Source organism: Bradyrhizobium sp. (assembly GCF_004799405.1).
Lineage (GTDB): Bacteria > Pseudomonadota > Alphaproteobacteria > Rhizobiales > Xanthobacteraceae > Bradyrhizobium.
The window spans coordinates 1-24,810 of sequence record NZ_SSMW01000037.1 but is presented as its reverse complement, the minus strand read 5'-3'; the positions used below and the strand labels follow the sequence as shown (position 1 = coordinate 24,810).

Here is a 24,810-nt window from a genome sequence, read left to right as displayed (position 1 = left end):
GCGGAATTTCTGCAGCCCGATGCCAATAGTCACTCCGCATCGTTGCGATCACAAAAACCCGTCTGCTACTCATAAGACCCTTAAGGCAGGCGATAAACGAGCTACGCCGATCAGGGGTCATTTCGCTGAGTGTAAAAAGCTCCTCAAGCTGATCGACGACGACAATAAGTCGAATTTCCTCAAACGGAAGCAGGTCGTCTTTCTGCCGAGCAGCATGTTCTCGTGCGGTAAGTGCAGCGACGATAGGAAAGCTGGCATCGGCAATAGCGGCTTCTAAGTGCCGTGCCAGCGCTCCGACGTCTTGTCCATTTGCTAGTTCCGGCAGGGCAGAATCTTCGCAAATACCCGACGCAAGTGCCATAAACGGCCCGCCCGGATGTCCAGCTGGTCGAATAACCGCCCGGCGCCACGCAGCAACGCCCGGTACCACTCCGTGAGCGCCGAGTGCTGGCAAAATGCCCGCTTGCACCAACGATGACTTGCCTGCGCCACTTGCTCCCAGAACCAAAAGAAACGGCAAGCCCGCTTCGGCGTTCTCGACCAAATGTTCCACCGCGACCTTGGTGGCCTCGCTTCGGCCGAAGAAGATCGGAGCGTGCTCGAACCGGTAGGTTGCAAGCCCGCGAAAAGGGCTACCCTTTGTCCAAGTAAGAGGTATTGCTCCGTGCTGTGCGGTTTGGAAAGTCGCGATGCGCCGTTCAATCAGTCGACGCAAGTCAATTTCGAGTTTCGCTTCGAAACCGTCCAAATCATCGAACTCGCTGAAGGCTGCGCGGAATTCACCGCGGTCAACAAAATGGCGACTCCAGAACGATTCGAGTTTTCTTAATTGCTCGCGGAGACCTTCAAGGTCGGCTTGAGACCGATACTCGGCACGGGGAGGTGCTCCCTTCTTGTACGCCAAAAGGTCGGGAGCGCCGTTCAATCTATAAGCAGACAACGCGGTCTCAAACTCCCACTCAGTGCCGGTGACGGGTACTCGCCCGTCTATCCCACGATAAACTTGCAACTGGGTCCGCTCGGGTAGCGGCGTACCTAGCCGAGACCACAAAATTAATACCAAAATGTCCATGTCACCGGGCGTGACGATAGCATCCTGGAAAGTCCCGGACGCCAACATCGTTTCGGTTTCCCAGAGGTAAGGCTTAATCTCAAAAAACCGCGAATAATCTTTCGCAAGCTTCTCTATAGTTAGGGCCGCCCGACGACGTTCAGGTACGACATCGCCAGGCGATGATATGAAAATCCGCAGTGGTTTTTTCATTCAACTTTCCAAAAAATTGGAACACGATCCCGTTCGGGAGAATACCACGCCATCTTGGATACCGGCGGCGGGAGAGCGGATTTCGGCTGACGATGCACCTTTTTGGTATTCATGTCGACGTGAAGCAGCCCATACGCGCCGAAAGACTGGAACCAGAGCGGGTGAGAGAGCCTCTGCAGAATCGTGATCTGCCATAGCGCTCAGCGCAAGATTGATTCTTTGGAGCCTCAGTTTTCCGCAACAAATTAGGACAATCGGTAGTCCGTTTCCATCCGCTCAGCGTGGCAATCGGACAACATAAGCTGAGACCACTGGACACGTTGAATCGATGCAACGGAGCTTGGGTGCTGGCTCCCTGTTAAGCATTTTGGTGTTAAGGCCTTGCCTCTCCTCTACCATGAGGCCGGCGGCCTCAATCATCGCAATCTGTTCTTCCGCTTGGTATACCCTCGATGGCATGAACAGTCTCGCGCCGTCGGCTCGTAAGAACTCAGCGACCTCTCTGTTGTCCCTAGGTCGGAAGCTCGCCGACCATTCGAAGGACGGTGTCGTGAAGAGGCAGCTACCATCAGGCGTAATGAGCCGAGCAACCTCCTGCCAAAATTCTGAACAGTTGTACGGGTCGCCCAGTGATGAGACGATTAGCGAAACAGTTCCCGACGGTAAATCTGTTGCGTCGGCCGAAGCGGCAACGGCATGTGCGCCCCCAGTAATCCACGGCGTAGAGTAGGAGAGCATGCTTGGCGAACTGTCGATAAGTACTACTCGCGAAAGGACGCCTGCGGCGGCGGCCTCTGGAGCTAAAATGGAACGACCCGGCCCGACCTCGATCAAGCTTCCGTTATTCGAAAATCCAGCGCGAATATGTGCAACGAGGAACCTTTGACTAAGCTCCCGCAAGTCGCGACAAGTAGGGTGCCTATCGCCGTCGTAATACTCTACCGCGACGTCCTCATAAGAGGCCAAAGTCTCGACCAACTGATTTGTCGCCGTACTGCTCATCCTGGAGGTCCTTTGCTTGAGGATCGGAGCGGCGAATTCGGTGGTACTAAGGTCCTCGAAAGCGCTCCGCCATGCAGTGGGTATGCATCCGTTTCAAGGATCGGACAAGCATGGGTTACTGATCGAGGAAAGCGGAGAAGATATTCGCGCAGGAACAATCGCAATGGGCAGCAAAAAAGTGCAGAAAATGTCAGGCAGCCCACAATTCCGAATTACCCCACGTAAGTGATCCAACCATCAGTCCGCGCTCAAGGCTGGATAGGTTGGAAAAAGCCTTGGGTGCCTTGGGAAAAGCTAATCCCGCCGGCAACTGCTGCGGAATGATCCGGTGCGCTAACCCACCGCTGACGAAATTAAGTCCAAGAGCCTTCGCAATTATTTTACAAAAGCTAAGCGGCGACTTGTTTGACAACTCTCGGGAATTTCCCATCGAAATTTTGCGAAATTCTCAGTGCGCCGCCCCCCCCAATTAAAACATGCCCTGCCCAACGGACATCAATTACAGATAATGCGCCTGTCCGATGCGCTAGTTCCCGATGTTCAGCTGGCGGATGCAAAAGTAAGACATGACCAATAAAGCTAGTCCATTTGTCCAAGGGCAACAAACGTCGCGCCTGATAGTGATATGAGTTATCTGTTTCGAGAAGAACGCCGCCGCCAGTGTTAAACCCGTCAATTCGGTGGAGGTGCCCTAGTTGCGACGACAGGAGGCGCAAATTAGCCTCGCTTTTTTCACATATAAAATCAATCATGGGGATAAACTTCGGAGCACCGGAGACCTGAATCTCAGACCGCAGAGCAAGGCGTGATCCCGGAGAGAGTTCAGCGCACAAGCGCAAAATTCCTTCTCTATCCAACGAACTCCGAGGAATCAGCAATTGGTCGTTGGGAACGTGATGGAAGATTGTTTCCCGCAGCTCCTCAAGTTGACCACAGGTTTGCCGGGCCGGCCTTGGCTTGTACGTATTAAATCCCAGGGCTGCGATTTCCGGATTATTTTTTAAGAGATCAACCACCACATCGATAGAGTCCATGGCTTGGCTCATCACATCTCACCTGTTCAATTTCATTGTTTTTAACTTCCTTCGCCAAACGCAAACATCGCTCGGATACTTTATCAATCGATGTATAACTTTGTCGAGTCGCCATCAACGGACCTGGTGTAGCCATCCACGCGGTTGCGATCCCCGAAGTCGTCGAACCGATACCAATGAGCTCTATCGTGTCAAATTATTCGGGGGGTCTCGCCGGGTGGAGGAGTAGTCCACAGCATCAGACGCGGAAGTGGCAATGAATTCGCCAAGAGTCCGCTCAGCCTCTGCATAACGGACATTGATCGTCCTGTGCAAAAATTATGATTTATGCACAAAGTCGTTGACCCATATAAAATGCGGCTCTATCTTGTGCATATTATATGTGCGAAATGGAGTAGCTATATGACCATCTACGGATATGCCCGCGTCAGTACGGACGGCCAATCTCTGGCGGCTCAGTTGGCTGAGCTCAAAGCCGCAAAATGCGCTAAGATATTTCAGGAAAAGATCAGTGGTGCCCGGTCCGACCGCAAGCAGCTAACGCGCCTTATGGCGGTCCTCGCAAAAGGGGATGTGTTGGTGGTCACCCGGCTCGATCGACTGGCGAGGTCTACGCGCGATCTCCTCAATCTGCTGGGGACGGTCGCAGAAAAGGGGGCCGGATTCAAATCGCTAAGAGACACTTGGGCTGATACTACCACAGCGCATGGTCGCTTGATGCTGACCGTTTTGGGCGGTCTCGCCGAGTTTGAGCGCGAGCTCATTCGTGCGCGGACCGGAGAGGGGCGCGAGAGGGCAAAGGCGAGGGGTGTCATCCTTGGTCGGAAGCCGAAGCTAACCAGCCATCAGCGGCGAGAGGCTATCGCTCGCCGTGAGGCGGGAGAAGTGCTTACGGACATCGCTCGGTCCTATAATGTCAGTCACAGCACCATCAGTCGATTGAGCTAAACGATTCCGTAGGGCTCGCCTTCTTTGGGGCTTTCAGCGTCGGTCCAGGTATGTTGACGGTGTGTTTCCGAGAGCCGAAATGCACATTTGAGGAGCGTTCGGTAGCAAAGGCGGTTGCAACCGCTCTCGGATGAGGCTGGCCAATGACTTGGAGGCGGCGGCCAGCGCAAAAGCAACGGTCTTGCAATTCGGTTAGGCGACGGATTGATCCATTATTGGATCGATTGAACTCCCGCGCCGCTCGTCTCGACCTACACCTGTTTATTTCTGGGGGTCCTTCCAAAACGCTATTCTTGAGTTTTGAACCCTGTGCCACACTGAACCCACGGTAATCGCGCCGCAGCAACACCATGACCGAAGTCGAACGTACGTCCGCGGGTCTACAGACGGTCATCCCAGGCTGCGAGCGCCGTACATTGCCGAAATCGACGACCCGTGTGGATGAAAGCGGCCAGGGTCTGCTTCACTTTTACAAACCTTCAAGCCTTCGCGAACAACTCGCGAGGCGCGCGGATGCACCTTTGTTGTCGAAACGTGGGCAGAAGGCGCTGCCGAAGAATGGGTTATTCGTCTCGTAGTGGCTGCGGAAACAGCTGCACGACCGCGCCGTGCTTTCTCATCAGGAACAATCCGGCCGATCCGACCCCGGCACCCCCGCCACCACACACGGCTGCGGATTCGATTATGCCGTGTCTGAAATTTTTCGGTCGGGGTTATGGCGGACGAGGTTGCGATTTGCTTTAACACACGCTTAAAGCAGTCCCGGCGCGGGGCCGTGAGCTTTTCAACGTCGCGAAGGCCGAGCATCTGCGCAAGCAAAGCGCATTGACTAACTGACGGAGTTGCGGGGCAAGGCCGCCGCGCTTCTCACACTCGCATTGGCGCACTAGTTAGCGATTTCAAAGTGAATGGCGAGAAGCCCCGCGCGGAGAATCCAACACCTTATGATGCCGCCCTGAAAATAGAGGATTCTCGGCACGCTGCCCTGATCCGTTCCGGCGCGTAAATTTTCGACCGCATGGGTGCAACGCTGATGATCTCGACCGAAGACCAAGACAATTTCATCCGCAACCTCGCGACGTTTCTGGTCGAGGAACGGCTCGCGATGACCGTCCGTAGGCCGCAGGCTTTCGTCTACGGCGCGTTCCCGTAACCGGTTCCGTCGCGCTGCCTCATCCCGACAGCGCGACGATGACGGGCGGCACGGTTTCATAGCTGGCCGTGCCGCCTTCGAATTCGATCAATCTGTCAGTACGATTTAGAGACCTGACTGGCGTCAGACCTAAGGAGCCGGTTTCTCCCGGTGCGGCTTTTTTCTACCCTCGTAGTATGTGTGATATGCGGCGATCCAATCGGTCGCAAAAGCCTCCTGCGCGGCGGCTATGCCGATTTGTCCATCACAAACCATTCTGCACATTAGGTGCTCTAAACGATCCTTGGCCTCGGCGTTCCATGTGTCTTCTATGCTTCGTCGTGGTTGCGGCCAGAGATTAGATGAGTCATCCGATCCACCGAGGCAAAGCGGAATAAGGTGATCGATCTGGTAATCGGGGTGCGTACCCGGAGGTAATCCGTATCGCTTCAAGATTTCGTCTCGCCGCATTGCGTTCATCCGACCCCGGCTTTCTCGGGCGTGGCCACATGCTGCATCGCGGTCTCCTGTCCTTACTGAGCCGCCCGTCAAGGTCTTGTCCGGCAGATTCTCAAAAGCGCAAATGGGTGCGGCAGCCAACAGCGCGATGAATGTTACGACCGTCGTTAAGGAGAGGTGCCTAAAAGGTTTTGGCGTCGCCACCGCTCCACCAACGTGCGTAACGAACTCGCGCCGTTTCATTGCCGGTCATGCCCCGATGGTCTCAGGCCGAGCGTAAATGATTTTTCCGCAAACGTCCAAACGGTCGCATGTCCGTCCGGGTCATTCGAGTCGATTTTGGCACGTCCGCCATTGCCTGATTTTTCGGGCGACTGATAGGATTGGCGGATGCCGTGGTCCCGCCGCTTCGACGATCCGATCCAGCCGCCGAAGGGTAGACGAGGCGACGCCTGCACGAAGATCAACTAATGGATTATGCCGCCTTCGCTAGACGAATGATGCGCTCGCTGCTCTCATCGTCATCGATGACGTTCGCGGACCTAGAGAGCACGGTCAGCAGAGTTCCAAGTTCTTTCTTGTTCTGCACGACGGCTACCCGATGAGGTGCGTCCTTCTTGAGGAGTGCGACGTCGCCGAACTTCATCGAAGCTTGAGCTACCGAATTGGGATGCTTCGTCACAGGCTCAAACACCGTGGGCCGCAGGTTCGGTAGTCTAACGACCGCAGCAAAATGCCACTTCTGATGCGACGCTCCGATGACCTCCGCATTCTTGCCGACGATCTTCGGCTCAAAAACCTTGATGAGCCGTTCGTACAACCGGGTTTTGCGATCTTCGAATGTCTTCTCCGCCAGCGCGTCGGCTGCTCGCATCGTTGCATGTTGAGAGCAATTAGCAATCGTGACTACCGCACCGGCAAGCTCGTCGCGTGATGCTTCGAGCACGAAGAACGCCTGATTGTCGAACTTCACCCCGGCTTCGTCTGCAATTGCGTGTGCTGGTTTCGTGTACATGAGGCCCGCACCCATCATCTCAGCTTCTTGAAAGCCGAAGCCCACGTCAGAGACGAAGAAACGATTCTCACCTTGTTCGACCCTCACGACGACGGTCGAGCCGCTTGGGTACATCAAGGGCGTGCGGATGAAAGAGCCGCCGACACGATGCTCCGTGGCGACGATCTCGCGCGCGACGCTATCTACCAGATCGTTGAATTTCTGAATGTTGGCTGTGCTCATGGCTGTCTCAGACGAGAATTGGTTCCCACGGAGGCACCTCAACCCACTCTATATTGGTGATTCTAAACTCTTCCTTCACAATTCCGAGCAGACCGTCGAATTTCTTTGGGCTATCGACCAATGGAATAGCGATTGGCAGGTTGCCATTCTGGCGGAGTTCGTTCGGAGCATGCTTGAGGTTCAGTGGGAAAGGGTGGTAGTGGCATCCTTTAATTAGCTTATTTTGATACGCCTTCGGACCTCGCCCCTTGTTGTTGTGTGAACGCAACGGTCGCCACTCGATTCGCGAGAGAGGCCCACCCCGTTCGTTTGCGGGGTGGTACTCAAGCTGTAGCGTAACGACCTCATCGGGCAATCGTTTTCGCGCCCTCGCTCGAAAGTATAGGCCTTCGACGACAGTGCCGTCGATCTCCAATGGACACAGAATCTCAAGCGCTTCGCCGTCGCGCTCCACCCACGTTGGTTCAATCGTCAGCATCTTGTCCGACGCGAATATGGTCTCGATGTCTTGTGCCATCTGTCTCCGTCGGGCGGAGACTCAACATGTGACAGAGGCGGATTGCAACTGATTGTTGCACGATTGCATCGGCTTTAGCTGCAACTGGCGCGGTGCCGATCTCGGATCACTTCGGCTTCGGCTGTTGGGGAGGAAGGCCGCAGGCCGCAATCAGGTAGTCCAGCATTGCGGCAGTGGCGAGTTGGGTGTGTAGCGCAGGTTTATCTCTTGCATAGTTCAGGATGTTTGTTGCGAGTTGTCCGTTCGTCATGTGGGCACCGTGGACGCACTTCGCATAATGCTTCGCTGCTGCTGCACCATCAGCATCAGTTGCAAACGACACTAGGCTATCGAAGGCTCCGCTCATGAAAATTGCTCGGGACACTTCGGGTAATGCCGCCCATTCTGAGTAGCCGTAGTAGGCGGCCTTAGTAGGCTGGACCCACAAAGCCATCGAGACACAAAACACAGCGCCCAAACGCGGCATCACGGTTCTCCCTCCCATTTGCCCCCAACAATCCCGCGGTGGGCTGATCTTCGCAACCGGTCAGACAAGCAGGGGCTTTGTCAAAAACCTCGCGCAATCTAATTGCAATCTAAAGTCCATTTTGGGTCACAACAAAGAAACGAAGCGGTTTATAATTTCATTTAACTCATTGAATATTTTGGATAATCATTGGTGAGCGCGGAGGGACTCGAACCCTCGACCCCATGATTAAAAGCCAGCCATAGCCGCCGTTGAGGCATTGCGCGATAGTTGGCGATGGCTGCGCTGGCCCGCCGAAGCCTTCCATTTGTTCGGACCAGAGCAGGCACTCGGCGGCGTCAGCCTCACAGGCGGCCTTCTTGGCTTGCTCACGGGCATGTTGCGCGTGAATCCTCGCGCCGCTTACCCGATCTCCGAAAATACGCCGTCTGTTTGGGCCGCCCATAGCACCATTACAGCGGCCCTTGCGACTGCGGGCAATCGAGATTGCCACCGGGTCCACGCGAATAGACGGGACAAAAGGGGTAAGCGACGCGAGCTTCTAGAACGCCGCTGGCGGCTCTTTAAAATGGCACCCCAGACGGAACCCTAAGCATTTTTCGCCCAGTTTTTGAATCTCAAAAAACCAATATAAGCCATTGATTTTATTTGGTGAGCGCGGAGGGACTCGAACCCTCGACCCCATGATTAAAAGTCACGTGCTCTACCGCCTGAGCTACGCGCTCACTTGCCGCGCTGTGTAGGGGGCGGCTTGGTGCGGGTCAATAGCGGGGCCAACCGCAAATGGAGCCCGGGACAACGCCGATTTCCACTTTCGCGCAAGCCGTTAGCTGGGCTTCTTCAGGTTGGCCGGCTTGCCCAAAATCGACCCACGGTCAATTGGCTTCCCGATGAATCTCGGAGGCCACCGGCTGGGAGGTGCCGACTACCTTCGGCATCGCCACCGGGCGCAAGCCGATCAACTCCGCAGTGCGCACGCCGGCATTGCGCCAGAATGAAAACGCGTTGATCCGGGAATTCTCGAGGATGGCGATCGCAACCGCTGAAAGAAACGGCAGGCTTTCCAGCACCAGCACCACCGCGAACACATAGATCTCGCGGACCTGCTTGACATTATTGGTGACCACCAGCACCGCGGCGCCGACCAGCAGCAGGATGCCGATGACGGCTTCCCAGAACGCCTGGAATTCGATCGAGACCAGCGAGAAGCCGCCCTTGGAGGTTCGCGAAAACGCCAGGTGATCGGTGATGAGCCCGTTGGCCACCGCGCGCGACACCGTCCATTGCACCGACATCGCGGCGACCATGGCGCCCAGCATCTGCCCGACCTTCACCGGCACGCACAGCCGGTACAGCACCACGAAATGCACCAGCGAGATCACGAAGGAGGCGATGATCGGCAGCGTCAGGATGCGGTCGGGAATGGCGATGTCGGCAAACGCGACGATCGGCACCCAGATCAGATTGAGGATCGCGACCAGCACGCCGAGACTTTCGGCGCCGAGCCAGTTCAGCCAGCCCAGCGTGAATTCGCGCCGCTGATCCGGCGACAGCCGGCTTGCGCCGGGCAGAAACCGCCGCCAGTGCTTCTTGACGATCTGGAAGCCGCCATAGGCCCAGCGATGGCGCTGCTTCTTGAAGGCCTCATAGGTGTCCGGCAAAAGGCCGTAGCCGTAGCGGCTGTTGGTGTAATGGGTCAGCCAGCCGTGTTCGATGATGGCGAGGCCGAGGTCGGTGTCCTCGCAGATGGTGTCGCCGGACCAGCCGCCGGCCATGTCCATCGCCGCACGCCGGATCAGGCACATGGTGCCGTGCACGATGATGGCGTTGGCCTCGTTGCGCTGGACCATCCCGATGTCGAAGAACCCGGCATATTCGCCGTTCATGATGTAGTGCATCAACGAACGGTTGCCGTCGCGATGATCCTGCGGCGCCTGCACGAGGCCGACGCGCGGATCGGCGAACACCGACACCAGATCCTTCAGCCAGTCCGGCTGCACCATGTAGTCGGCGTCGATGATGCCGATGATCTCGGCGTCGACGGCGGTGCGGGCCATGGCGATGCGCAACGCGCCGGCCTTGAAGCCCTCGACCTTCTCGGCATTGATGAACTTGAAGCGCTCGCCGAGCGCCCGGCAATGATCCTGGATCGGTTGCCAGAATTCCGGATCGGGCGTGTTGTTGATGATCACCACGCATTCGAAATTCGGATAATCCAGCCGCGAGACCGCATCGAGCGTCTGCTTGAGCATCTCGGGCGGCTCGAAATAGGCGGGCACATGGATCGAGACCTTGGGGAAGGTGATGTCCGCGCCGATGGTAGCCGGCGCCACCGGCGCGCCCCTGACGATCAGCCGGCGCGGGTCGCGGCCAAAGGCAATGGCTGCAATCTCCTCGATCCGCGCCATCGCGATCAGCACCAGCGGCACCAACAGGATCAATCCCAGCGTCAAGGCAAAGGCCGAGCCGAAAACAAAATAATGCCCGGTCCAGTAAGCGAACACGGTTGCGACCCACGCCCCGACGCCGTTTGCGGCCGCCGACAGCATCAGCGACTGCATCACGGTCGGACGATAGAGGCGAAGGATCGGCAGCGACAGCAGGATGCCGACCATTACGGCAATGGTCGCGAGCTTCCAGTAGTTCTCGTTGACGACCGGGCCGGTCCAGGCAAATTTCGGTTCGCGGGCTGCGTTCAGGATGCCCCAATAAGGACCGACGCCGCCTTCGAAGAATTTCCAGGGCTGATCGATCGCCTCGACGATGTTGTAGTCCATGCCGATGGCTTCGGCGCGGGAGACGAAATTGCGCAATACCACGGCCTGCTCGAAGGGGCCGGGATCGGCATTCATCAAATTATAACCGGCGCTCGGCCAGCCGAATTCCGCGATCACGATCCGCTTGCCGGGGAACTGGTCGCGCAGCAGTTGATACATGGAGACCGTCTGGTCGACGGCCTGCTTGTCGGTGAAATTCTCCCAGTACGGCAGCACGTGGGCGGCGATGAAATCGACGGAGTAGCCGAGCTCCGGATTGTCGCGCCAGATATTCCAGATTTCACCGGTGGTAACCGGGACATTGACCGATTTTTTGACCCGCTTGATGAGTTCGATCAGTTCGTCGACCTTTTGCTCTCCGCGGTAAACCGTCTCGTTGCCGACCACGACGCCGATGACATTGCTGTTGCGCCTGGCAAGATCGATGGCGGCAGCAATTTCGCGCTCGTTGCGGTCGACATTCTTGTCGATCCACGCGCCGACGGTGACCTTGAGGCCGAACTCATTGGCGACCGGCGCCACAAGTTCGCTGCCTTCCGTCGACGTGTACAGGCGAACCGCCCGCGTCAGGGTGGAGAGCTTCTTCAGATCAGCGCGAATCTTCTCAGAGTCGCCGATGCTATCGGCTACGACGTGACCCCGTTCGAACGGAGCGTAGGACACGCTCGGCAGGATGCCCCTGAAGTCGGGAGCCTGTTGCTGATCCCGGAACGCCCCCCACAGGGCCGCATGAATGGCGGCCACAACCAGCAGGACGGCGACGACGGCACGCATCGCGACTAAACCATAGGGGGGCAATATGGCAGGGAAGCGGACCCGTCCCCGAGATCCGACCAAGTCAGCGGCAAATCGAGCATATCTCTGCCACGCGATTTAACAACTGTTATGACGCCATGGCGTTTTGAGGGCGCACGCAATCCAAACCGCAAAAATCCCGGATCGTTGCTGCCGCAGCCGGAATTATTTCGCTGGCGCTGCCGGGGCGGCGGTGGCGGGTGGCGCCGCTGCGGGCGCTGGTGCAGTCCCGGTGGTCGGGGGCGTGGCCGGAGGGGAAGCGGCCGCAGCGGCCTGCGGCTGGGCGGCCGGATTGATCCAGCAGGAATGAACATGGTCGTCCAGGCTCTTCGGCACCTTGTCGTCGATTTGAGCGCCAAACCGGGTCAGGCAGCGGAAGGTCGCCTGGACGTGTCCGCCGGGGCAGCCGAACCGGTCGTAAAGATCGAGATGCCGGAAGGCGGTATCGAGATCGTCGCGCCACATCAGGCGCACCACGCGACGGCCGAGCCAGACGCATTCGGGATTTCCGGCCGGGCCGTTGATGGCCTGCGCCGCCTCGACGAATTCGTCGGTCTTGTGCTGGCTGTCCTTGGCCGCGTCGGCCGGTGAGGGGGTCGCTGCCGGTTTGCCCGGTTGATCCTGGGCGCGCGTATCGCCGCTCTGGGCCACAGCACTTCCAATACCGATCAGGAGGGCGAACCCGGCGACAACGAGGTATCGCAAAACGGCCGTTTGAAGCTGAAGCACACCTCGACGCATAAATTCCCCAACTCGTTGCCTGTCCGTGGCCAGCCCAGGCGCGCTGGTTTGATGCCGTTCAAATAGGTCCCCAATGCGGCGGAGACACGCTTGGATTCCCATGACGGACATTTCGAATTTTGTCCAGCAACGCCGCAACTTTATCGAGTCGTGGTAAAGCCGCCAAGCGCCCAGGCTAAGGGATTGCGCATATCCTGCTCTTGGCAGCGGGCCAACGACCGGCTAATCGACGATCCCCGCCCGGAGGATGGAACCAATTTCTCTTCGTACGCCATTGGCGCTTCTCCTGATATCCCTCGGTGCGGTTGCTGCCATCTGGTGGTGGCTGGCGACGCCCATCATCCTGGCGCGCGCGCCAATCGATCCGGCGGCCAAACTCCTGTGCGTTTCCTACGCCCCGTTCCGCGACACCCAGACGCCTCTGCTGGAAACCACCCATATCGCGCCGGAACAGATCGCCCGGGATCTGGCGCAACTCGCCAAAATATCCGACTGCGTGCGCACCTATTCGATCGAACACGGTCTCGACCAGGTTCCGGCGCTGGCGGCCAAAGTAGGGCTTAAAGTCATCCAGGGGATATGGCTCGGCAGCAACCGGCTGAAGAACCTGGAGCAGATTTCGACCGTGGTCGGCCTGACCAAGGAATATCCCGGCGTCATCACCTCGGTCGTTGTCGGCAACGAGGTATTGTTGCGCGGCGAGATGACGACCGCCGACCTCGCCGCCACCATTCGCTCGGTCAAGTCGCAGATTTCGGTTCCCGTCACCTATGCCGATGTGTGGGAATACTGGCTGCACAACCGGGAAGTCTACGAGGCGGTGGATTTTGTTACGATTCACATCCTGCCTTACTGGGAAGACTTCCCGATCCGCGCAAAATACGCCGCATCCCATGTCGACGATATCCGCAAGCGGATAGCGGTGGCGTTTCCGGGCAAGGAAATCCTGATCGGCGAAACCGGCTGGCCGAGCGAGGGAAGGATGCGCGAGGGCGCGTTGCCGTCCCGCACCAACCAGGCGCGGGTGGTCTCGGAAATCCTGGGGTTGGCGAAGCGGGAAAACTTTCGCGTCAATCTGATTGAAGCCTATGACCAGCCCTGGAAACGCCAGCTCGAGGGCACCGTCGGCGGCTATTGGGGCCTGTTCGATTCAGTCCACCGCGCGCTGAAATACCCGCCCAACGAGCCGATCAGCAATTTCCCGTTCTGGAAGTTGCAAATGGGCTGCGGAATGGCATTGAGCCTGGCCGTCTTCCTGGCGGCGTGGCTGACGCTGCGCCGCCGGCCATGGTCGCCACGTCTGGCGGCCTGGATCGCGGTCGCCATCTCGGCCACGACGGCCGGAATCCTGTTGGGCGTCGCCGGAAACAAGCTGTTCTATGAAAGCTACGGCATCGGCGGCTGGCTGCGCTGGGGCGCCTTGCTGGCCGCGGGAGTGGCCGCGCCGCTGCTGTCCGCCAACGCGTTGATGTCCGGGCGCGCGCCGCCGACATTTCTGGAATTGCTGGGTCCGCGCGAGGACAGGACCCGATCGGTCCTGGCGATGCTGTTGGGGGCGGTCATGGTCGTCACCGTGTTGATCGCAGCCGAAACCGCGTTGGGTTTCGTGTTCGACCCCCGCTACAAGGATTTTCCATTCGCGGCGCTGACGATGGCGGTGCTGCCGCTCTCGGTGCTGATGTTTCTCAACCGTCCGCCGGAAGGCGTCCGGCCGATCGCGGAATCGGTATTCGCGGGACTGTTGGCGATTGCCGCGCTTTACACCTTGTTCAACGAAGGGCTGAACAACTGGCAGTCGTTATGGACCTGTGCCGCGTATCTCGTGCTCGGCGCTACGCTGTGGCAGGCGCGGGGCGTGCAAATCCCAAAATAAGCAGCCCGATCGCCAACCCCGACAGTTCGATATTATAGAGCACGATGCCGAACCCTGCGGCGATCACGCCGCCGGTCAGCAGGACGATCGATGGCCTGATCAAATGCAGCGCCGCGATAACCAGCGCGGTAATACCGAACACCGAGTTCTTGAACAGCGCGGTCACCAAAATCCGGGTCTTGCACAGCACGGTCTGCAGTCCGGCATCGCACGCCAGCGCCACCGACGAGAATTCGACCGCGAGATAGCGCAGATAGAGCGCATAACCGACGGTGAGGAAGCCGACGATCAAGAGCCACTGCACCTGATAGGGTGTCAGCCTGAACGGAGTTTTTTTCATGGGGCGAATATGCGGGGGAATTTGCGGCGGGACAACCCGGAGCGGACCGCGAGGTGGCTAGGCCCACGGTGCCACGTGAGGATTACGTCTCAAGATACTGTAATTACATATTTAATTATGTTTGCCGAACAACGACGACAGCGTCGAGGTTTCGGGTTTCTTGGGCTCGGCGTTCGCCACGGGCTTTGCTGCGCTTCGCTTGTGAGCGGCAGGCTTGATCGGAGCGGGCGCGATTGAAACCGATGGTTCGTCGCCCTTGATGGCAAGGCGTTGACCATCGAACACGGTGGTCTCGCACGGCCGCTGGCCTTCGATCAGCGCCGCACAAATCCTGGCCGCCGCCGCGGCGTCGCCGAGCGGTCCTGCGACCAGCCTCAACTGCATGCCAAGCCCGTTGTGGCCTTCCTTCACCGCAATCACCGGACGCAACCCCGCCAGCGCGGTATTTGATTTGACCAGACCCCGCCACAGCGCGCGAAGGCCTTCGAGCGAACGCGCGCCCCCGACATCGACGGCGAACTCGGTGCGTTGAACCGCGGCAAGGTCGGGCGGCGTCTCCGCGGCCGCTTCGGGCTGCGGATTATCGGCCGGAGAAACCGAGGCCACCTCCGGCGCGGACGTTCCGGTAGCGCTGGGTGGTGCCGGTTCGATCAGTTTTCCAGCCGCGGGGTCCGGGGGTGCCATCACCGATTTCGACGCCATCAGTGGCGTGGCTGGTGTCGCGGCGGACGTATTTGAATTGACCGGCTCAACCGCGGTGGCCGCCGTCGTCGCCGGGGGAGCCACGGCCGGAGAAACCGGATTTTGCACCACCGGTTTCGGCTCGGTCGCGGCCGCAGGCGGCGAGGCGGTTTGCGGCGAAGCAGTGCCGGAAGTCTGGCGCGCAATCGAGCCGGTCACCGATTCCAGACCCTGCTCCAGGACGGTGAGGCGGGTAGAGAGCCGGTCGCGATCGCCGTTGAGCGTGTCGATGGCGGTTGCCAGCCGCCGCGTCTCGTTCTGGCTTTCCTTGGCGACCGACTGGATCTGCTGGGACTGCCGCACGAGGTCGGCGGCCGCCACCTGGTCGCGCCGCCATCCGATCGAGGACTGGTTGGCGAGCACGGCAACCACCACGGCTCCGACCGAGACAACACCCCACGACCCGAGCCGCCACAGCGAGCGTCGGTCGAAATGATCTTCTTCCGCCAAAAATCCGCTCAGCACGCCGCCGGTATTCTCGGTCTCGAAGCTCTTGGCCAGTTGGTCGGGATCCCCTGCCATACGACGCCGTCGGCCCTCCTGAGGCCATGCCGAATCACACGGCGAACATTATCAGGAAATAGGCCTCGATCTTGAATTCGGGGCGGCCTGCGCCAAGCGAAACGGGTTTCCATGGCGTGCCAAAACGCTTTATGACGACGGCGCAACTTTGCAATTACCGGGATTCGGCAGTTACAGGGATTCGGATGACCGCTCGATCCAGCCTGACCATCGTGCTCGCGGCCGGAGAGGGCACGCGCATGCGCTCGGCGCTGCCGAAAGTGCTGTATCCCGTGGCCGGTCAATCGCTGCTGTCGCATGTGCTTTCGGCCGCGCCAAGGGGAACCGGTTCCGCGCTTGCCGTGGTCGTTGGGCCAAATCATCAGGCGGTCGCCGAAGAAGCCAAACGCGCACGCCCGGACGCAACGACCTTCATCCAGCGCGAGCGCCTCGGCACCGCGCATGCGGTACTCGCGGCGCGCGATGCCATTGCGCGCGGAGCAGACGATCTGCTGGTGGTGTTCGGCGATACGCCGCTGATTTCGTCGGCGACGCTGCAACGAATGCGCGCGCCGCTGAAAAACGGGGCGGCCCTTGCCGTACTCGGCTTTCGCGCCGCCGATCCCACCGGCTACGGCCGTCTCTTGGTCGAGGGTGACCGGTTGGTGGCAATCCGCGAGCAGGCCGACGCCAGCCCTGCGGAGCGCGCGATCGACCTTTGCAATGCCGGCGTGATGGCGTTCGACGGACGCCGGGCGCTGGAAGTGATCGAAAAAATCGGTAACGCCAATGCCAAGGGCGAGTATTATCTGACCGACGCGGTGGCGGTCATGCGCGAGATGGGATTGCAGGCCACCGTGATCGAAACCAGCGAGGACGAAGTGCGCGGCATCAACACCAAGGCCCAGCTCGCGGAAGCCGAACAGGTCATGCAAACGCGGTTGCGCAAGGCGGCACTCGAGGCCGGCGTGACCATGATCGCGCCCGAGACGGTCTACCTCGCCGCCGACACCACCTTCGGCAGCGACGTGACGATCGAGCCATTCGTGGTGATCGGCCCCGGAGTCTCGATCGCCGACGGCGCGGTGATTCATTCGTTTTCGCACATCGTGCAGGCAACGATCGGCAAGAACGCCTCGGTCGGTCCCTACGCGCGGTTGCGGCCGGGAACATCGCTCGGCGACGGCGCGCGGATCGGCAATTTCGTCGAGACCAAGGCCGCGATCCTCGAAGCCGGCGTCAAGGTCAATCATCTCTCCTACATCGGGGACGCCTACGTCGGGGCCAACGCCAATATCGGCGCCGGCACCATCACCTGCAACTATGACGGCTTCAACAAGAACAAGACCGAGATCGGCGCCGGCGCTTTCATCGGTACCAATTCGTCGCTGGTGGCGCCGGTGAAAATCGGCGATGGCGCCTACATCGGATCGGGCTCGGTGATCACCCGCGACGTGCCCGATGACGCGATGGCGCTCGAGCGCAACCAGCAGACCATTCGCGAGGGCGGCGCCAAGCGCTACCGCCAGATCAAAACAGCCAGCAAGAAGCCGAAAGGCGGCGCATAGCCGGTTTTGTTAAGCCTTCCGCTTAACGCTGTCTCAATCCGCAATAATTATTGAGTATCTGGACGTTCGCGTTTCTCGTTAAGAGAAGCGGGCGTGGTTTGGCGGTTTTCGCTCGCTTGGAGATATTGATCCGCATGTGCGGCATTGTCGGAATTCTCGGGCGCGGTCCGGTCGCGGATCGGATCGTGGATTCGCTCAAACGCCTCGAATATCGCGGTTACGATTCCGCAGGCGTCGCCACGCTGGAAGGCGACCATCTGGAGCGCCGCCGCGCCGAAGGCAAATTGCGCAATCTCGAAGCGCGGTTGAAAGCCGAGCCGCTCTCGGGCCATGCCGGCATCGGGCATACCCGCTGGGCCACCCACGGCAAGCCGACCGAAAACAACGCCCATCCGCACGCCGCCGATGGCGTCGTCGTGGTGCATAACGGCATCATCGAGAATTTTCGCGAATTGCGCCAGATGCTGGAGAAGCAGGGCGCCAAATTCGTAACCGAGACCGACACCGAAACCGTCGCGCATCTCGTCAACTCCTACATCCTCAAGGGGGCTTCACCGCAGGACGCGGTGAAGGCATCGCTGCCGCAGTTGCGCGGTGCATTCGCGCTGGCTTTCCTGTTCAAAGGCCACGGCGACCTGATGATCGGCGCCCGCAAGGGCTCGCCGCTGGCGATCGGGTACGGCGACGGCGAGATGTACCTCGGCTCGGACGCGATCGCGCTGGCGCCCTTCACCGATACCATCAGCTATCTCGAGGACGGCGATTGGGTGGTTCTGAGCCGCGAAGTCGGCGTGATCTACGACGAGCAGGGTTCGGTGGTGAATCGCGAGGTGCTGAAGTCGGGCGCGTCGTCGTTCCTGGTCGACAAGGCGAACTATCGCCACTTCATGGCCAAGGAAATCCACGAGCAGCCGGAGGTGGTCGGCCACACGCTGGCGCGCTATATCGATATGGCGACTGAGCGGGTGTCATTGCCCGTCAGCCTGCCGTTCGACTTCAAGGATATCCAGCGCATCTCGATCGTTGCCTGCGGCACCGCGAGCTATGCGGGCTACATCGCCAAATACTGGTTCGAACGTCTCAGCCGGCTGCCGGTCGAACTCGATGTCGCCTCCGAATTCCGCTACCGCGAGGCTCCGTTGCGCAAGGGCGACCTTGCGGTCTTCATCTCGCAGTCCGGAGAGACCGCCGATACGCTGGCGGCATTGCGTTATGCCAAAGAGCAGGGCGTGCACACGCTTTCCGTCGTCAACGTGCCGACCTCGACCATCGCACGCGAAAGCGAAACCGTGCTGCCGACGCTTGCCGGTCCTGAAATCGGCGTCGCCTCGACCAAGGCTTTCACCTGTCAGTTGATGGTGCTGGCAGCGATCGCGGTGGCGGCCGGCAAGGCCCGCGGCGAACTGTCCGATGCCGACGAAACCAGGCTGGTCCACGGCCTCGTTGAAATTCCGCGGCTGATGGCGGCGGCCCTTGCCACCGAACCGCAGATCGAGAAGCTCGCGCGCGACATCGCCAAGTCCAGGGATGTGCTCTATCTCGGCCGCGGCACCAGCTATCCGCTGGCGCTGGAAGGCGCGCTGAAGCTGAAGGAAATTTCCTATATCCATGCCGAAGGCTACGCCGCCGGCGAGCTCAAGCACGGGCCGATCGCGCTGATCGACGAGAACATGCCGGTGGTGGTGATCGCTCCGTTCGACCGGGTGTTCGAGAAGACCGTCTCCAACATGCAGGAGGTGGCGGCACGCGGCGGCAACATCATTCTGATGACCGATGCCAAGGGGGCCGCGGAGGCCACCATCGAGTCGCTGGTGACGATCGTGCTGCCCGACATGGGCGCGATGTTTACGCCGATGGTTTATGCCGTTCCGGTGCAATTGCTGGCCTATCATACCGCCGTCATCATGGGGACCGACGTCGACCAGCCGCGAAACCTCGCAAAATCGGTCACCGTCGAATAGGCCGGCCGCGGCGCTTCGCCACTTCCGGCCTTCCAAAATATGCTAGAACTCACTAGCTGAGCCCTACGATACCCGCCTCGACTGACCCGGACCCGCAATGAACCGCTCCGATCTGCCACCGACCGTGCCTCCGGCCGAACTCCCGCCGGATGTTCCGCGCGGCTTCATGGCCCGGTTCCGGAACTATTTCCTGACCGGCCTCGTGGTCGCCGGCCCGATCGCCATCACCTTCTATCTGACCTGGTGGTTCGTGACCTGGGTTGACGGTCTGGTGCGGCCGTTCGTTCCCATCGCCTATCGGCCGGAGACCTACCTGCCGTTCGGTCTGCCGGGTTCCGGGCTGATCGTCGCGGTATTTGCACTGACGCTGCTGGGCTTCCTCACCGCCAACCTGATCGGGCGGACGCTGGTCGATCTCGGCGAAAAGCTGCTGGGGCGAATTCCGGCCGTGCGGGCGATCTATCGCGGCCTGAAACAGGTGTTCGAGACACTGTTCTCGGGTTCGGGATCGAGCTTTCGCCGGGTCGGCCTGGTCGAGTTTCCCTCGCCGGGAATGTGGTCGATCGTGCTGATCTCGCAGGCGCCGAGTGTGGAGGTCGCCAGCAACCTTCCCGGCAAGGAGGAGCACATTTCGGTGTTCCTGCCATGCGCGCCGAATCCCACCACTGGGTTTTTCTTCTATGTGCCGAAAAGCAGGATCATCGAGGTCGAGATGAGCGCCGAAGACGCCGCGACCCTGATCATGTCGTGCGGCGTGGTGCAGCCGGGCTCCGACCCGCAAAAGAAGATCGCCGCTCTGGCCGAAGTCGCCAACGCCGCCCGCGTGGCCAACGCCGCGTCGCTGCAGCCGGTCCCGGCAAAAGTGGAGTAGGCCCAACCGGCATTCCGGGCGCGCAGTGGCGACACGATCCATTCTTTCTGTGCAATATGGATTGCTTCGCTGCGCTCGCTATGACGTGAGCGGAGTTACCCCGCCCCAAGCAACGGCAACGCTTCATCGCGCTCGAACAGATAGAGCAGGCAGCGCAGCGCCTCGCCCGTTGCGCCCGTCAGCTTTGGATTGTCCTTCATGATGCGCAGCGCTTCGTCGCGCGCCTGGGTGATCAGCTGGGCATGCACGTCCGACCGGGCGATGCGGTAGCCGGGCAGGCCGCTTTGCCTGATACCGAGCACGTCGCCTTCGCCCCGCAGTTTCAGGTCTTCCTCGGCGATGCGAAAGCCGTCGGTGGTTTCCCGGATGGCTTTCAGCCGCGCGGTGGACATCTCGTTCAAGGGCTCCTTGTACAGCAGCAGGCAGGTCGAGGCTTCCGAGCCGCGGCCGATGCGGCCGCGCAACTGGTGCAGTTGTGCGAGGCCAAAGCGTTCGGCGTTCTCGATCACCATGATGGTGGCGGCCGGAACGTCGACGCCGACCTCGACCACGGTGGTGGCGACGAGCAAACCGATCTCGTGCGCGGCGAACTGCGCCATCACGCGGTCCTTGTCGGCGCCTTTCATCTGGCCATGCACCAGACCGACCCGGTCGCCGAACCGCTTCTGCAGGCTCTCGAACCGCTCGGTCGCATTGGTCAGATGTTCGATGCCCTCGGCTTCGGATTCCTCGACGAGCGGACAGATCCAGTACACCAGCTTTTTGGCCTTAAGCGCGCGGCCGACGGCGTCCATCACCTCGTTGATGCGGCTCGAAGGCACGGCGCGGGTATCGATCGGCTGCCTTCCGGCCGGCTTTTCGCGCAATTCCGAGACGTCCATGTCGCCGAAATAAGTCAGCACCAGCGTACGCGGAATCGGCGTGGCGCTCAGCACCAGCACATCGACGGCGTCGCCCTTGGCGGTCAGCGCCAGCCGTTCGCGGACGCCGAAACGATGCTGCTCGTCGACGACGGCCAGCGCGAGCGCCTTGAACACCACGTCATCCTGGATCAGCGCGTGGGTACCGACCAGAAAATCGATCTCGCCGGCCGCAAGGCGTGCCAGCAGTTCACGGCGCTCCTTGCCCTTTTCGCGCCCGGTGAGGATCGCAACCGTCATGCCGGCCCGCTCGGCCAGCGGGGTGATGGTCTTGATGTGCTGGCGCGCCAGGATTTCGGTCGGCGCCATCAGCGCGGCCTGCTTGCCGGCCTCGGCGACGGCGGCGGCCGCCAGCAGTGCCACCACTGTCTTGCCCGATCCGACATCGCCTTGCAGCAGCCGGAGCATCCGCACCGGCTGGCGCAGATCGTCAGCAATCGCGGCGGCTGCCTGCCGCTGCGACGATGTCAGCGCGTAGGGCAGCGCGTCGATGATCTTGTTGCGCAGATGGCCATCGCCGGCATGGCGATCGCCCGCCGGACGGCGCAATTGCGCGCGCACCAGCGCCAGCGCCAGTTGACCGGCCAACAGTTCGTCGAAGGCAAGCCGCGACCAGAACGGGCCGTCGGGCAGGATGTCCGTCAACTCGACCGGCCCATGCACGCGGTTGAGCGCTTCGGCGATGGGTGGAAAACTGCAGCGGCGGATGACGGCAGGGCCGATCCATTCCGGCAGATCGGGCAGCTTTTGCAGCGCCTGCGCCATCGCCCGGCGCAGCGAGCCCAGCGCCAGCCCTTCCGTGAGCGGATAGACGGGATCGATGCCCGAGAGCTTGGCAAAGCCGGCTTCATCGACCACCCGGTCGGGGTGCGTCATCTGCAGCATGCCGTCGTACATCTGCAGCGTGCCGGAGACATAGCGTTTCGAGCCGACCGGCAGCAGTTTCTCGACATAACCCGGCTGGGCGCGGAAATAAGTCAGCACCACCGAGCCGGTGTCGTCGCTGACGTAAACCAGATGCGGCGCACGCGCGTTGCGCCCCGGCGTCGGACGATGGCGGTCGACCGTTACTTCCAGCGTGACGACCGTGCCGGGCACGGCGTCGCGGATTTTCGGCCGGGCACGCCGATCGATCACGCTCGCCGGCAGATGCAGCAAGAGATCGACCAGCCGCGGCGTTTCCTCGCGGCCGAGCAGATAGCGAAACAACTTGTCCTGTTTCGGCCCGACCCCGGCAAGGCTGGTGACCGGCGCAAACAGCGGATTGAGCAGAGCAGGGCGCATCGAAGAACCTAAGACCGTTCTGCGTCGTCATGCCCGGCTTTATGCCGGGCATCCACGTCTTTTTTCGGTAAAGCGAGGACGTCCATGCCCGGCCATGACGCTGTTCTGTTGTGCGAGAACAGCTACTGACATTCGCCTGTCACGACGCTATATCAACCCCGCCCGGCTCGTCCGGGCTTTTGGCGTTTGAATGGATCGGCGGAAATGACGGGATCGACACGATCGAGCGACGGCCTCGACGACCGCCGCAAGCGGCTATTGTTCCGCTGCTGGCATCGCGGCACCCGCGAGATGGATCTCATCCTCGGCCGCTTCGCGGATGCCGAGCTCGCGGGTCTCACCGACGATGAGGTGACCCAATTGGAGCATCTGATCGAGGTGCCCGACCCTGACCTGTATGCCGCTCTGACCGGCGACGCGGCGCTGGCACCGCAATACGTCACTGGGCTGTTCGGGCGCATCAAGTCGTTCCGGCCGGTACACCACCCATGAAATCGCCGACACGATCTCCCGCCGAATTGCTCGGCCCCGGCCGCGCGCTGACCTTCGCCAATGTCGCCGAAGGCGCGGAGGGTCTGGTTGTTTCGGACCTCGCACGCGCGGTTGCGGCGCGAGCTAACCCGCCGGCGGTCAGCCTTGCCGTGGTCTGCCGCGACGGGCCGCGGATGCAGCAACTGGCCCGCGCGCTGGAATTCTTCGCGCCGGATTTGCCGGTGATGCAATTCCCGGCCTGGGATTGCCAGCCTTACGACCGGGTGTCGCCGCATGGCGGCATCCTGGCGCAACGGCTGACCACGCTGGCGCGGTTGTCGCGGCTTGCCGGCAGCGACAAGCCGCTGATCGTGCTGACCACGGTCAACGCCGTCGTGCAGCGGGTGCCGGCGCGCGAAACCATCGGAGCCCAGGCGCTGTCGGTGGCGCCGGGCCATGTGGTGCCGATGGACTCCATCGTCTCCTGGCTGGAGCACAACGGCTACAGCCGTTCCTCTACCGTCCGCGAACCCGGCGAATACGCCGTTCGGGGCGGCATCCTCGATCTGTTCCCGGCCGGGCTCGACCAGCCCGTGCGGTTCGATTTCTTCGGCGACACGCTGGAATCGATCCGATCTTTCGACGCGGAAACCCAGCGCACCCACCTCGACATGCGCTCGCTCGATCTGGTGCCGATCTCGGAGTTTCAATTGGTCACCGAAACCATCCGCCGCTTCCGGATGGGCTATGTGGCGGCGTTCGGCGCCCCCGAGCGCGACGATCCCTTGTACGAGGCCGTCAGTGAAGGCCGCCGTCATCCGGGCATGGAACATTGGCTGCCGCTGTTTTCCGAGCGGATGGATACGCTGTTCGACTATCTCGGCGATGCGCCGGTGGCGATCGAGCCGCAAGGCGAGGACGCCGCGCGCGAGCGCTTCAAGCAGATCGCCGACTACTACGAGGCGCGGCGCGAGGCGATGGGACATCCCGGCGGCGGCGCGGTCTACAAGCCGTTGCCGCCCGACCGGCTTTATCTCACCGAGGCCGAGTGGACCAGGCGGCTGGATGAGGCCGCGCTGGCTCGGCTGACGCCGTTCGCGATGCCCGACGGCAGCGCCGGTGTAGTCGACGCCGGCGCGCGGCAGGGACACGACTTCGCGCCGGAACGCACCGATAGTTCGGTCAATGTGTTCGCAGCCTTGGTCGCGCATGTGCAGGCGCTGCAGGCGCTGCGCAAGAAGGTGGTGATCGCGCTGTGGAGCGAGGGCTCGCGCGACCGCATGGGCAGCATGCTGCGGGACCACAAGCTCAACAACCTCACCAGCGTCAACAGCTGGCGCACGGTGCAGGCGACGCCGCGCAACGAGGCGATGCTGGCGGTGGTCGGCATGGAGTCCGGCTTCGAGACCGACGGCGTCGCCGTCATCAGCGAGCAGGACATCCTCGGCGACCGGCTGGTGCGGCCGCGTAAAGCGCACCGCAAGCTCGATAATTTCATCTCCGAGGTCACCAGCCTCGCCGCCGGCGACCTCGTGGTTCACGTCGAGCATGGCATCGGCCGCTTCGTCGGTCTGCAGACGCTCGACGTTGCCGGCGCGCCGCACGACTGTCTCGAACTGCATTATGCCGCCGACACCAAACTGTTTCTCCCGGTCGAGAACATCGAACTGTTGTCGCGCTACGGCTCCGATCACGCCCATGTCGAACTCGACCGGTTGGGCGGCAGCGGCTGGCAGGCGCGCAAGGCAAAACTCAAGAACCGCATCCGCGAGATCGCCGGCGACCTGATCAAGATCGCGGCCGAACGGCATCTGCATGAAGCGCCGAAAATGCCGGTGCAGCCGCACGTCTATGACGAGTTCTGCGCGCGCTTTCCCTACGAGGAAACCGAAGACCAGCTCGGCGCCA

At 60.8% G+C, this 24,810-nt stretch carries 19 protein-coding genes and 1 tRNA gene; 8 read left to right on the top strand and 12 right to left on the bottom strand.

From position 1 onward, the window contains the following. From E7813_RS06785 to E7813_RS06780, 3 genes are all read right to left on the bottom strand, one after another. On the bottom strand, positions 1-1,264 hold a 1,264-nt coding region (locus tag E7813_RS06785), incomplete at its 3' end, for an ATP-binding protein (RefSeq protein WP_291572134.1). Positions 1,265-1,540: 276 nt separating this feature from the next. Next, entirely contained in the window at positions 1,541-2,266 is a 726-nt protein-coding gene (locus E7813_RS26120; RefSeq protein WP_363331155.1) for a methyltransferase domain-containing protein, read from the bottom strand. Positions 2,267-2,655: 389 nt separating this feature from the next. Beyond that, a complete protein-coding gene (locus E7813_RS06780; RefSeq protein WP_291572132.1) occupies positions 2,656-3,312 on the bottom strand; it encodes a hypothetical protein in 657 nt (218 codons plus the stop codon). A 390-nt stretch (positions 3,313-3,702) separates the two neighbouring features. Here E7813_RS06780 and E7813_RS06775 point away from each other — a divergent pair, with 390 nt between their 5' ends. Then, positions 3,703-4,248: a recombinase family protein gene (locus E7813_RS06775; protein WP_291572130.1), complete on the top strand. Its 546-nt coding sequence runs from the start codon at positions 3,703-3,705 to the stop codon at positions 4,246-4,248. A gap of 1,018 nt (positions 4,249-5,266) precedes the next feature. After that, positions 5,267-5,401, top strand: a complete 135-nt coding sequence (locus tag E7813_RS06770; protein ID WP_291572128.1) for a phage major capsid protein — start codon at positions 5,267-5,269, stop codon at positions 5,399-5,401. A gap of 913 nt (positions 5,402-6,314) precedes the next feature. On the opposite strand, the gene E7813_RS06765 is transcribed toward E7813_RS06770, so the two are convergent. The 6 genes from E7813_RS06765 to E7813_RS06740 form a co-directional block, all read right to left on the bottom strand. Continuing rightward, a complete protein-coding gene (locus E7813_RS06765) occupies positions 6,315-7,076 on the bottom strand; it encodes a hypothetical protein (protein WP_291572126.1) in 762 nt (253 codons plus the stop codon). A 7-nt stretch (positions 7,077-7,083) separates the two neighbouring features. Then, complete coding sequence (locus E7813_RS06760; protein ID WP_291572125.1) at positions 7,084-7,593, bottom strand: hypothetical protein; 510 nt, start codon at positions 7,591-7,593, stop codon at positions 7,084-7,086. Positions 7,594-7,699: 106 nt separating this feature from the next. Then, complete coding sequence (locus tag E7813_RS06755; protein ID WP_291572122.1) at positions 7,700-8,059, bottom strand: hypothetical protein; 360 nt, start codon at positions 8,057-8,059, stop codon at positions 7,700-7,702. 649 nt (positions 8,060-8,708) lie between these two features. After that, positions 8,709-8,784: transfer RNA gene (locus E7813_RS06750), tRNA-Lys, on the bottom strand. Between the two features lie 150 nt (positions 8,785-8,934). Further along, positions 8,935-11,610, bottom strand: coding sequence for a glycosyltransferase (locus E7813_RS06745; protein WP_291572120.1), 2,676 nt, complete (start codon positions 11,608-11,610; stop codon positions 8,935-8,937). Between the two features lie 186 nt (positions 11,611-11,796). Further along, positions 11,797-12,372, bottom strand: a complete 576-nt coding sequence (locus tag E7813_RS06740) for a beta-1-3, beta-1-6-glucan biosynthesis protein (RefSeq protein WP_291572118.1) — start codon at positions 12,370-12,372, stop codon at positions 11,797-11,799. Positions 12,373-12,619: 247 nt separating this feature from the next. On the opposite strand from E7813_RS06740, the gene E7813_RS06735 reads away from it, so the two are divergent. Next, positions 12,620-14,245 carry a beta-(1-6) glucans synthase gene (locus tag E7813_RS06735; RefSeq protein WP_291572116.1) on the top strand — a complete coding sequence of 542 codons (1,626 nt, stop codon included), beginning with the start codon at positions 12,620-12,622 and terminating at the stop codon, positions 14,243-14,245. Here E7813_RS06735 and E7813_RS06730 read toward each other — a convergent pair. Both E7813_RS06730 and E7813_RS06725 read right to left on the bottom strand, forming a co-directional pair. Then, positions 14,205-14,585, bottom strand: coding sequence for a hypothetical protein (locus tag E7813_RS06730; protein WP_291572114.1), 381 nt, complete (start codon positions 14,583-14,585; stop codon positions 14,205-14,207). The genes E7813_RS06735 and E7813_RS06730 overlap by 41 nt on opposite strands. 111 nt (positions 14,586-14,696) lie before the next feature. Then, a complete protein-coding gene (locus E7813_RS06725) occupies positions 14,697-15,848 on the bottom strand; it encodes a hypothetical protein (protein ID WP_291572112.1) in 1,152 nt (383 codons plus the stop codon). A 185-nt stretch (positions 15,849-16,033) separates the two neighbouring features. Here E7813_RS06725 and glmU point away from each other — a divergent pair, with 185 nt between their 5' ends. The 3 genes from glmU to E7813_RS06710 all read left to right on the top strand — a co-directional run bounded on the left by glmU (position 16,034) and on the right by E7813_RS06710 (position 20,227). Continuing rightward, a complete protein-coding gene (gene glmU, locus E7813_RS06720; RefSeq protein WP_291572110.1) occupies positions 16,034-17,395 on the top strand; it encodes a bifunctional UDP-N-acetylglucosamine diphosphorylase/glucosamine-1-phosphate N-acetyltransferase GlmU in 1,362 nt (453 codons plus the stop codon). Between the two features lie 134 nt (positions 17,396-17,529). After that, positions 17,530-19,356, top strand: coding sequence for a glutamine--fructose-6-phosphate transaminase (isomerizing) (gene glmS / locus E7813_RS06715; protein ID WP_291572108.1), 1,827 nt, complete (start codon positions 17,530-17,532; stop codon positions 19,354-19,356). Between the two features lie 97 nt (positions 19,357-19,453). Then, entirely contained in the window at positions 19,454-20,227 is a 774-nt protein-coding gene (locus E7813_RS06710) for a DUF502 domain-containing protein (RefSeq protein ID WP_291572106.1), read from the top strand. Positions 20,228-20,322: 95 nt separating this feature from the next. On the opposite strand, the gene recG is transcribed toward E7813_RS06710, so the two are convergent. Then, positions 20,323-22,431, bottom strand: a complete 2,109-nt coding sequence (gene recG / locus E7813_RS06705) for an ATP-dependent DNA helicase RecG (RefSeq protein WP_291572104.1) — start codon at positions 22,429-22,431, stop codon at positions 20,323-20,325. A 204-nt stretch (positions 22,432-22,635) separates the two neighbouring features. On the opposite strand from recG, the gene E7813_RS06700 reads away from it, so the two are divergent. Beyond that, positions 22,636-22,923: a succinate dehydrogenase assembly factor 2 gene (locus E7813_RS06700; protein ID WP_291572102.1), complete on the top strand. Its 288-nt coding sequence runs from the start codon at positions 22,636-22,638 to the stop codon at positions 22,921-22,923. Continuing rightward, positions 22,920-24,810, top strand: a 1,891-nt coding sequence (locus E7813_RS06695) for a CarD family transcriptional regulator (RefSeq protein ID WP_291572100.1), incomplete at its 3' end; no start/stop codon positions are given. The genes E7813_RS06700 and E7813_RS06695, both read left to right, overlap by 4 nt.

Bases quoted from the DNA above. Each gene is read 5' to 3' on its own strand.
- E7813_RS26120 (WP_363331155.1), bottom strand. From the start codon at position 2,266: ATGAGCAGTACGGCGACAAATCAGTTGGTCGAGACTTTGGCCTCTTAT.
- E7813_RS06780 (WP_291572132.1), bottom strand. From the start codon at position 3,312: ATGAGCCAAGCCATGGACTCTATCGATGTGGTGGTTGATCTCTTAAAA.
- E7813_RS06775 (WP_291572130.1), top strand. From the start codon at position 3,703: ATGACCATCTACGGATATGCCCGCGTCAGTACGGACGGCCAATCTCTG.
- E7813_RS06770 (WP_291572128.1), top strand. From the start codon at position 5,267: ATGGGTGCAACGCTGATGATCTCGACCGAAGACCAAGACAATTTCATC.
- E7813_RS06765 (WP_291572126.1), bottom strand. From the start codon at position 7,076: ATGAGCACAGCCAACATTCAGAAATTCAACGATCTGGTAGATAGCGTC.
- E7813_RS06760 (WP_291572125.1), bottom strand. From the start codon at position 7,593: ATGGCACAAGACATCGAGACCATATTCGCGTCGGACAAGATGCTGACG.
- E7813_RS06755 (WP_291572122.1), bottom strand. From the start codon at position 8,059: ATGCCGCGTTTGGGCGCTGTGTTTTGTGTCTCGATGGCTTTGTGGGTC.
- E7813_RS06745 (WP_291572120.1), bottom strand. From the start codon at position 11,610: ATGCGTGCCGTCGTCGCCGTCCTGCTGGTTGTGGCCGCCATTCATGCG.
- E7813_RS06740 (WP_291572118.1), bottom strand. From the start codon at position 12,372: ATGCGTCGAGGTGTGCTTCAGCTTCAAACGGCCGTTTTGCGATACCTC.
- E7813_RS06735 (WP_291572116.1), top strand. From the start codon at position 12,620: ATGGAACCAATTTCTCTTCGTACGCCATTGGCGCTTCTCCTGATATCC.
- E7813_RS06730 (WP_291572114.1), bottom strand. From the start codon at position 14,585: ATGAAAAAAACTCCGTTCAGGCTGACACCCTATCAGGTGCAGTGGCTC.
- E7813_RS06725 (WP_291572112.1), bottom strand. From the start codon at position 15,848: ATGGCAGGGGATCCCGACCAACTGGCCAAGAGCTTCGAGACCGAGAAT.
- glmU (WP_291572110.1), top strand. From the start codon at position 16,034: ATGACCGCTCGATCCAGCCTGACCATCGTGCTCGCGGCCGGAGAGGGC.
- glmS (WP_291572108.1), top strand. From the start codon at position 17,530: ATGTGCGGCATTGTCGGAATTCTCGGGCGCGGTCCGGTCGCGGATCGG.
- E7813_RS06710 (WP_291572106.1), top strand. From the start codon at position 19,454: ATGAACCGCTCCGATCTGCCACCGACCGTGCCTCCGGCCGAACTCCCG.
- recG (WP_291572104.1), bottom strand. From the start codon at position 22,431: ATGCGCCCTGCTCTGCTCAATCCGCTGTTTGCGCCGGTCACCAGCCTT.
- E7813_RS06700 (WP_291572102.1), top strand. From the start codon at position 22,636: ATGACGGGATCGACACGATCGAGCGACGGCCTCGACGACCGCCGCAAG.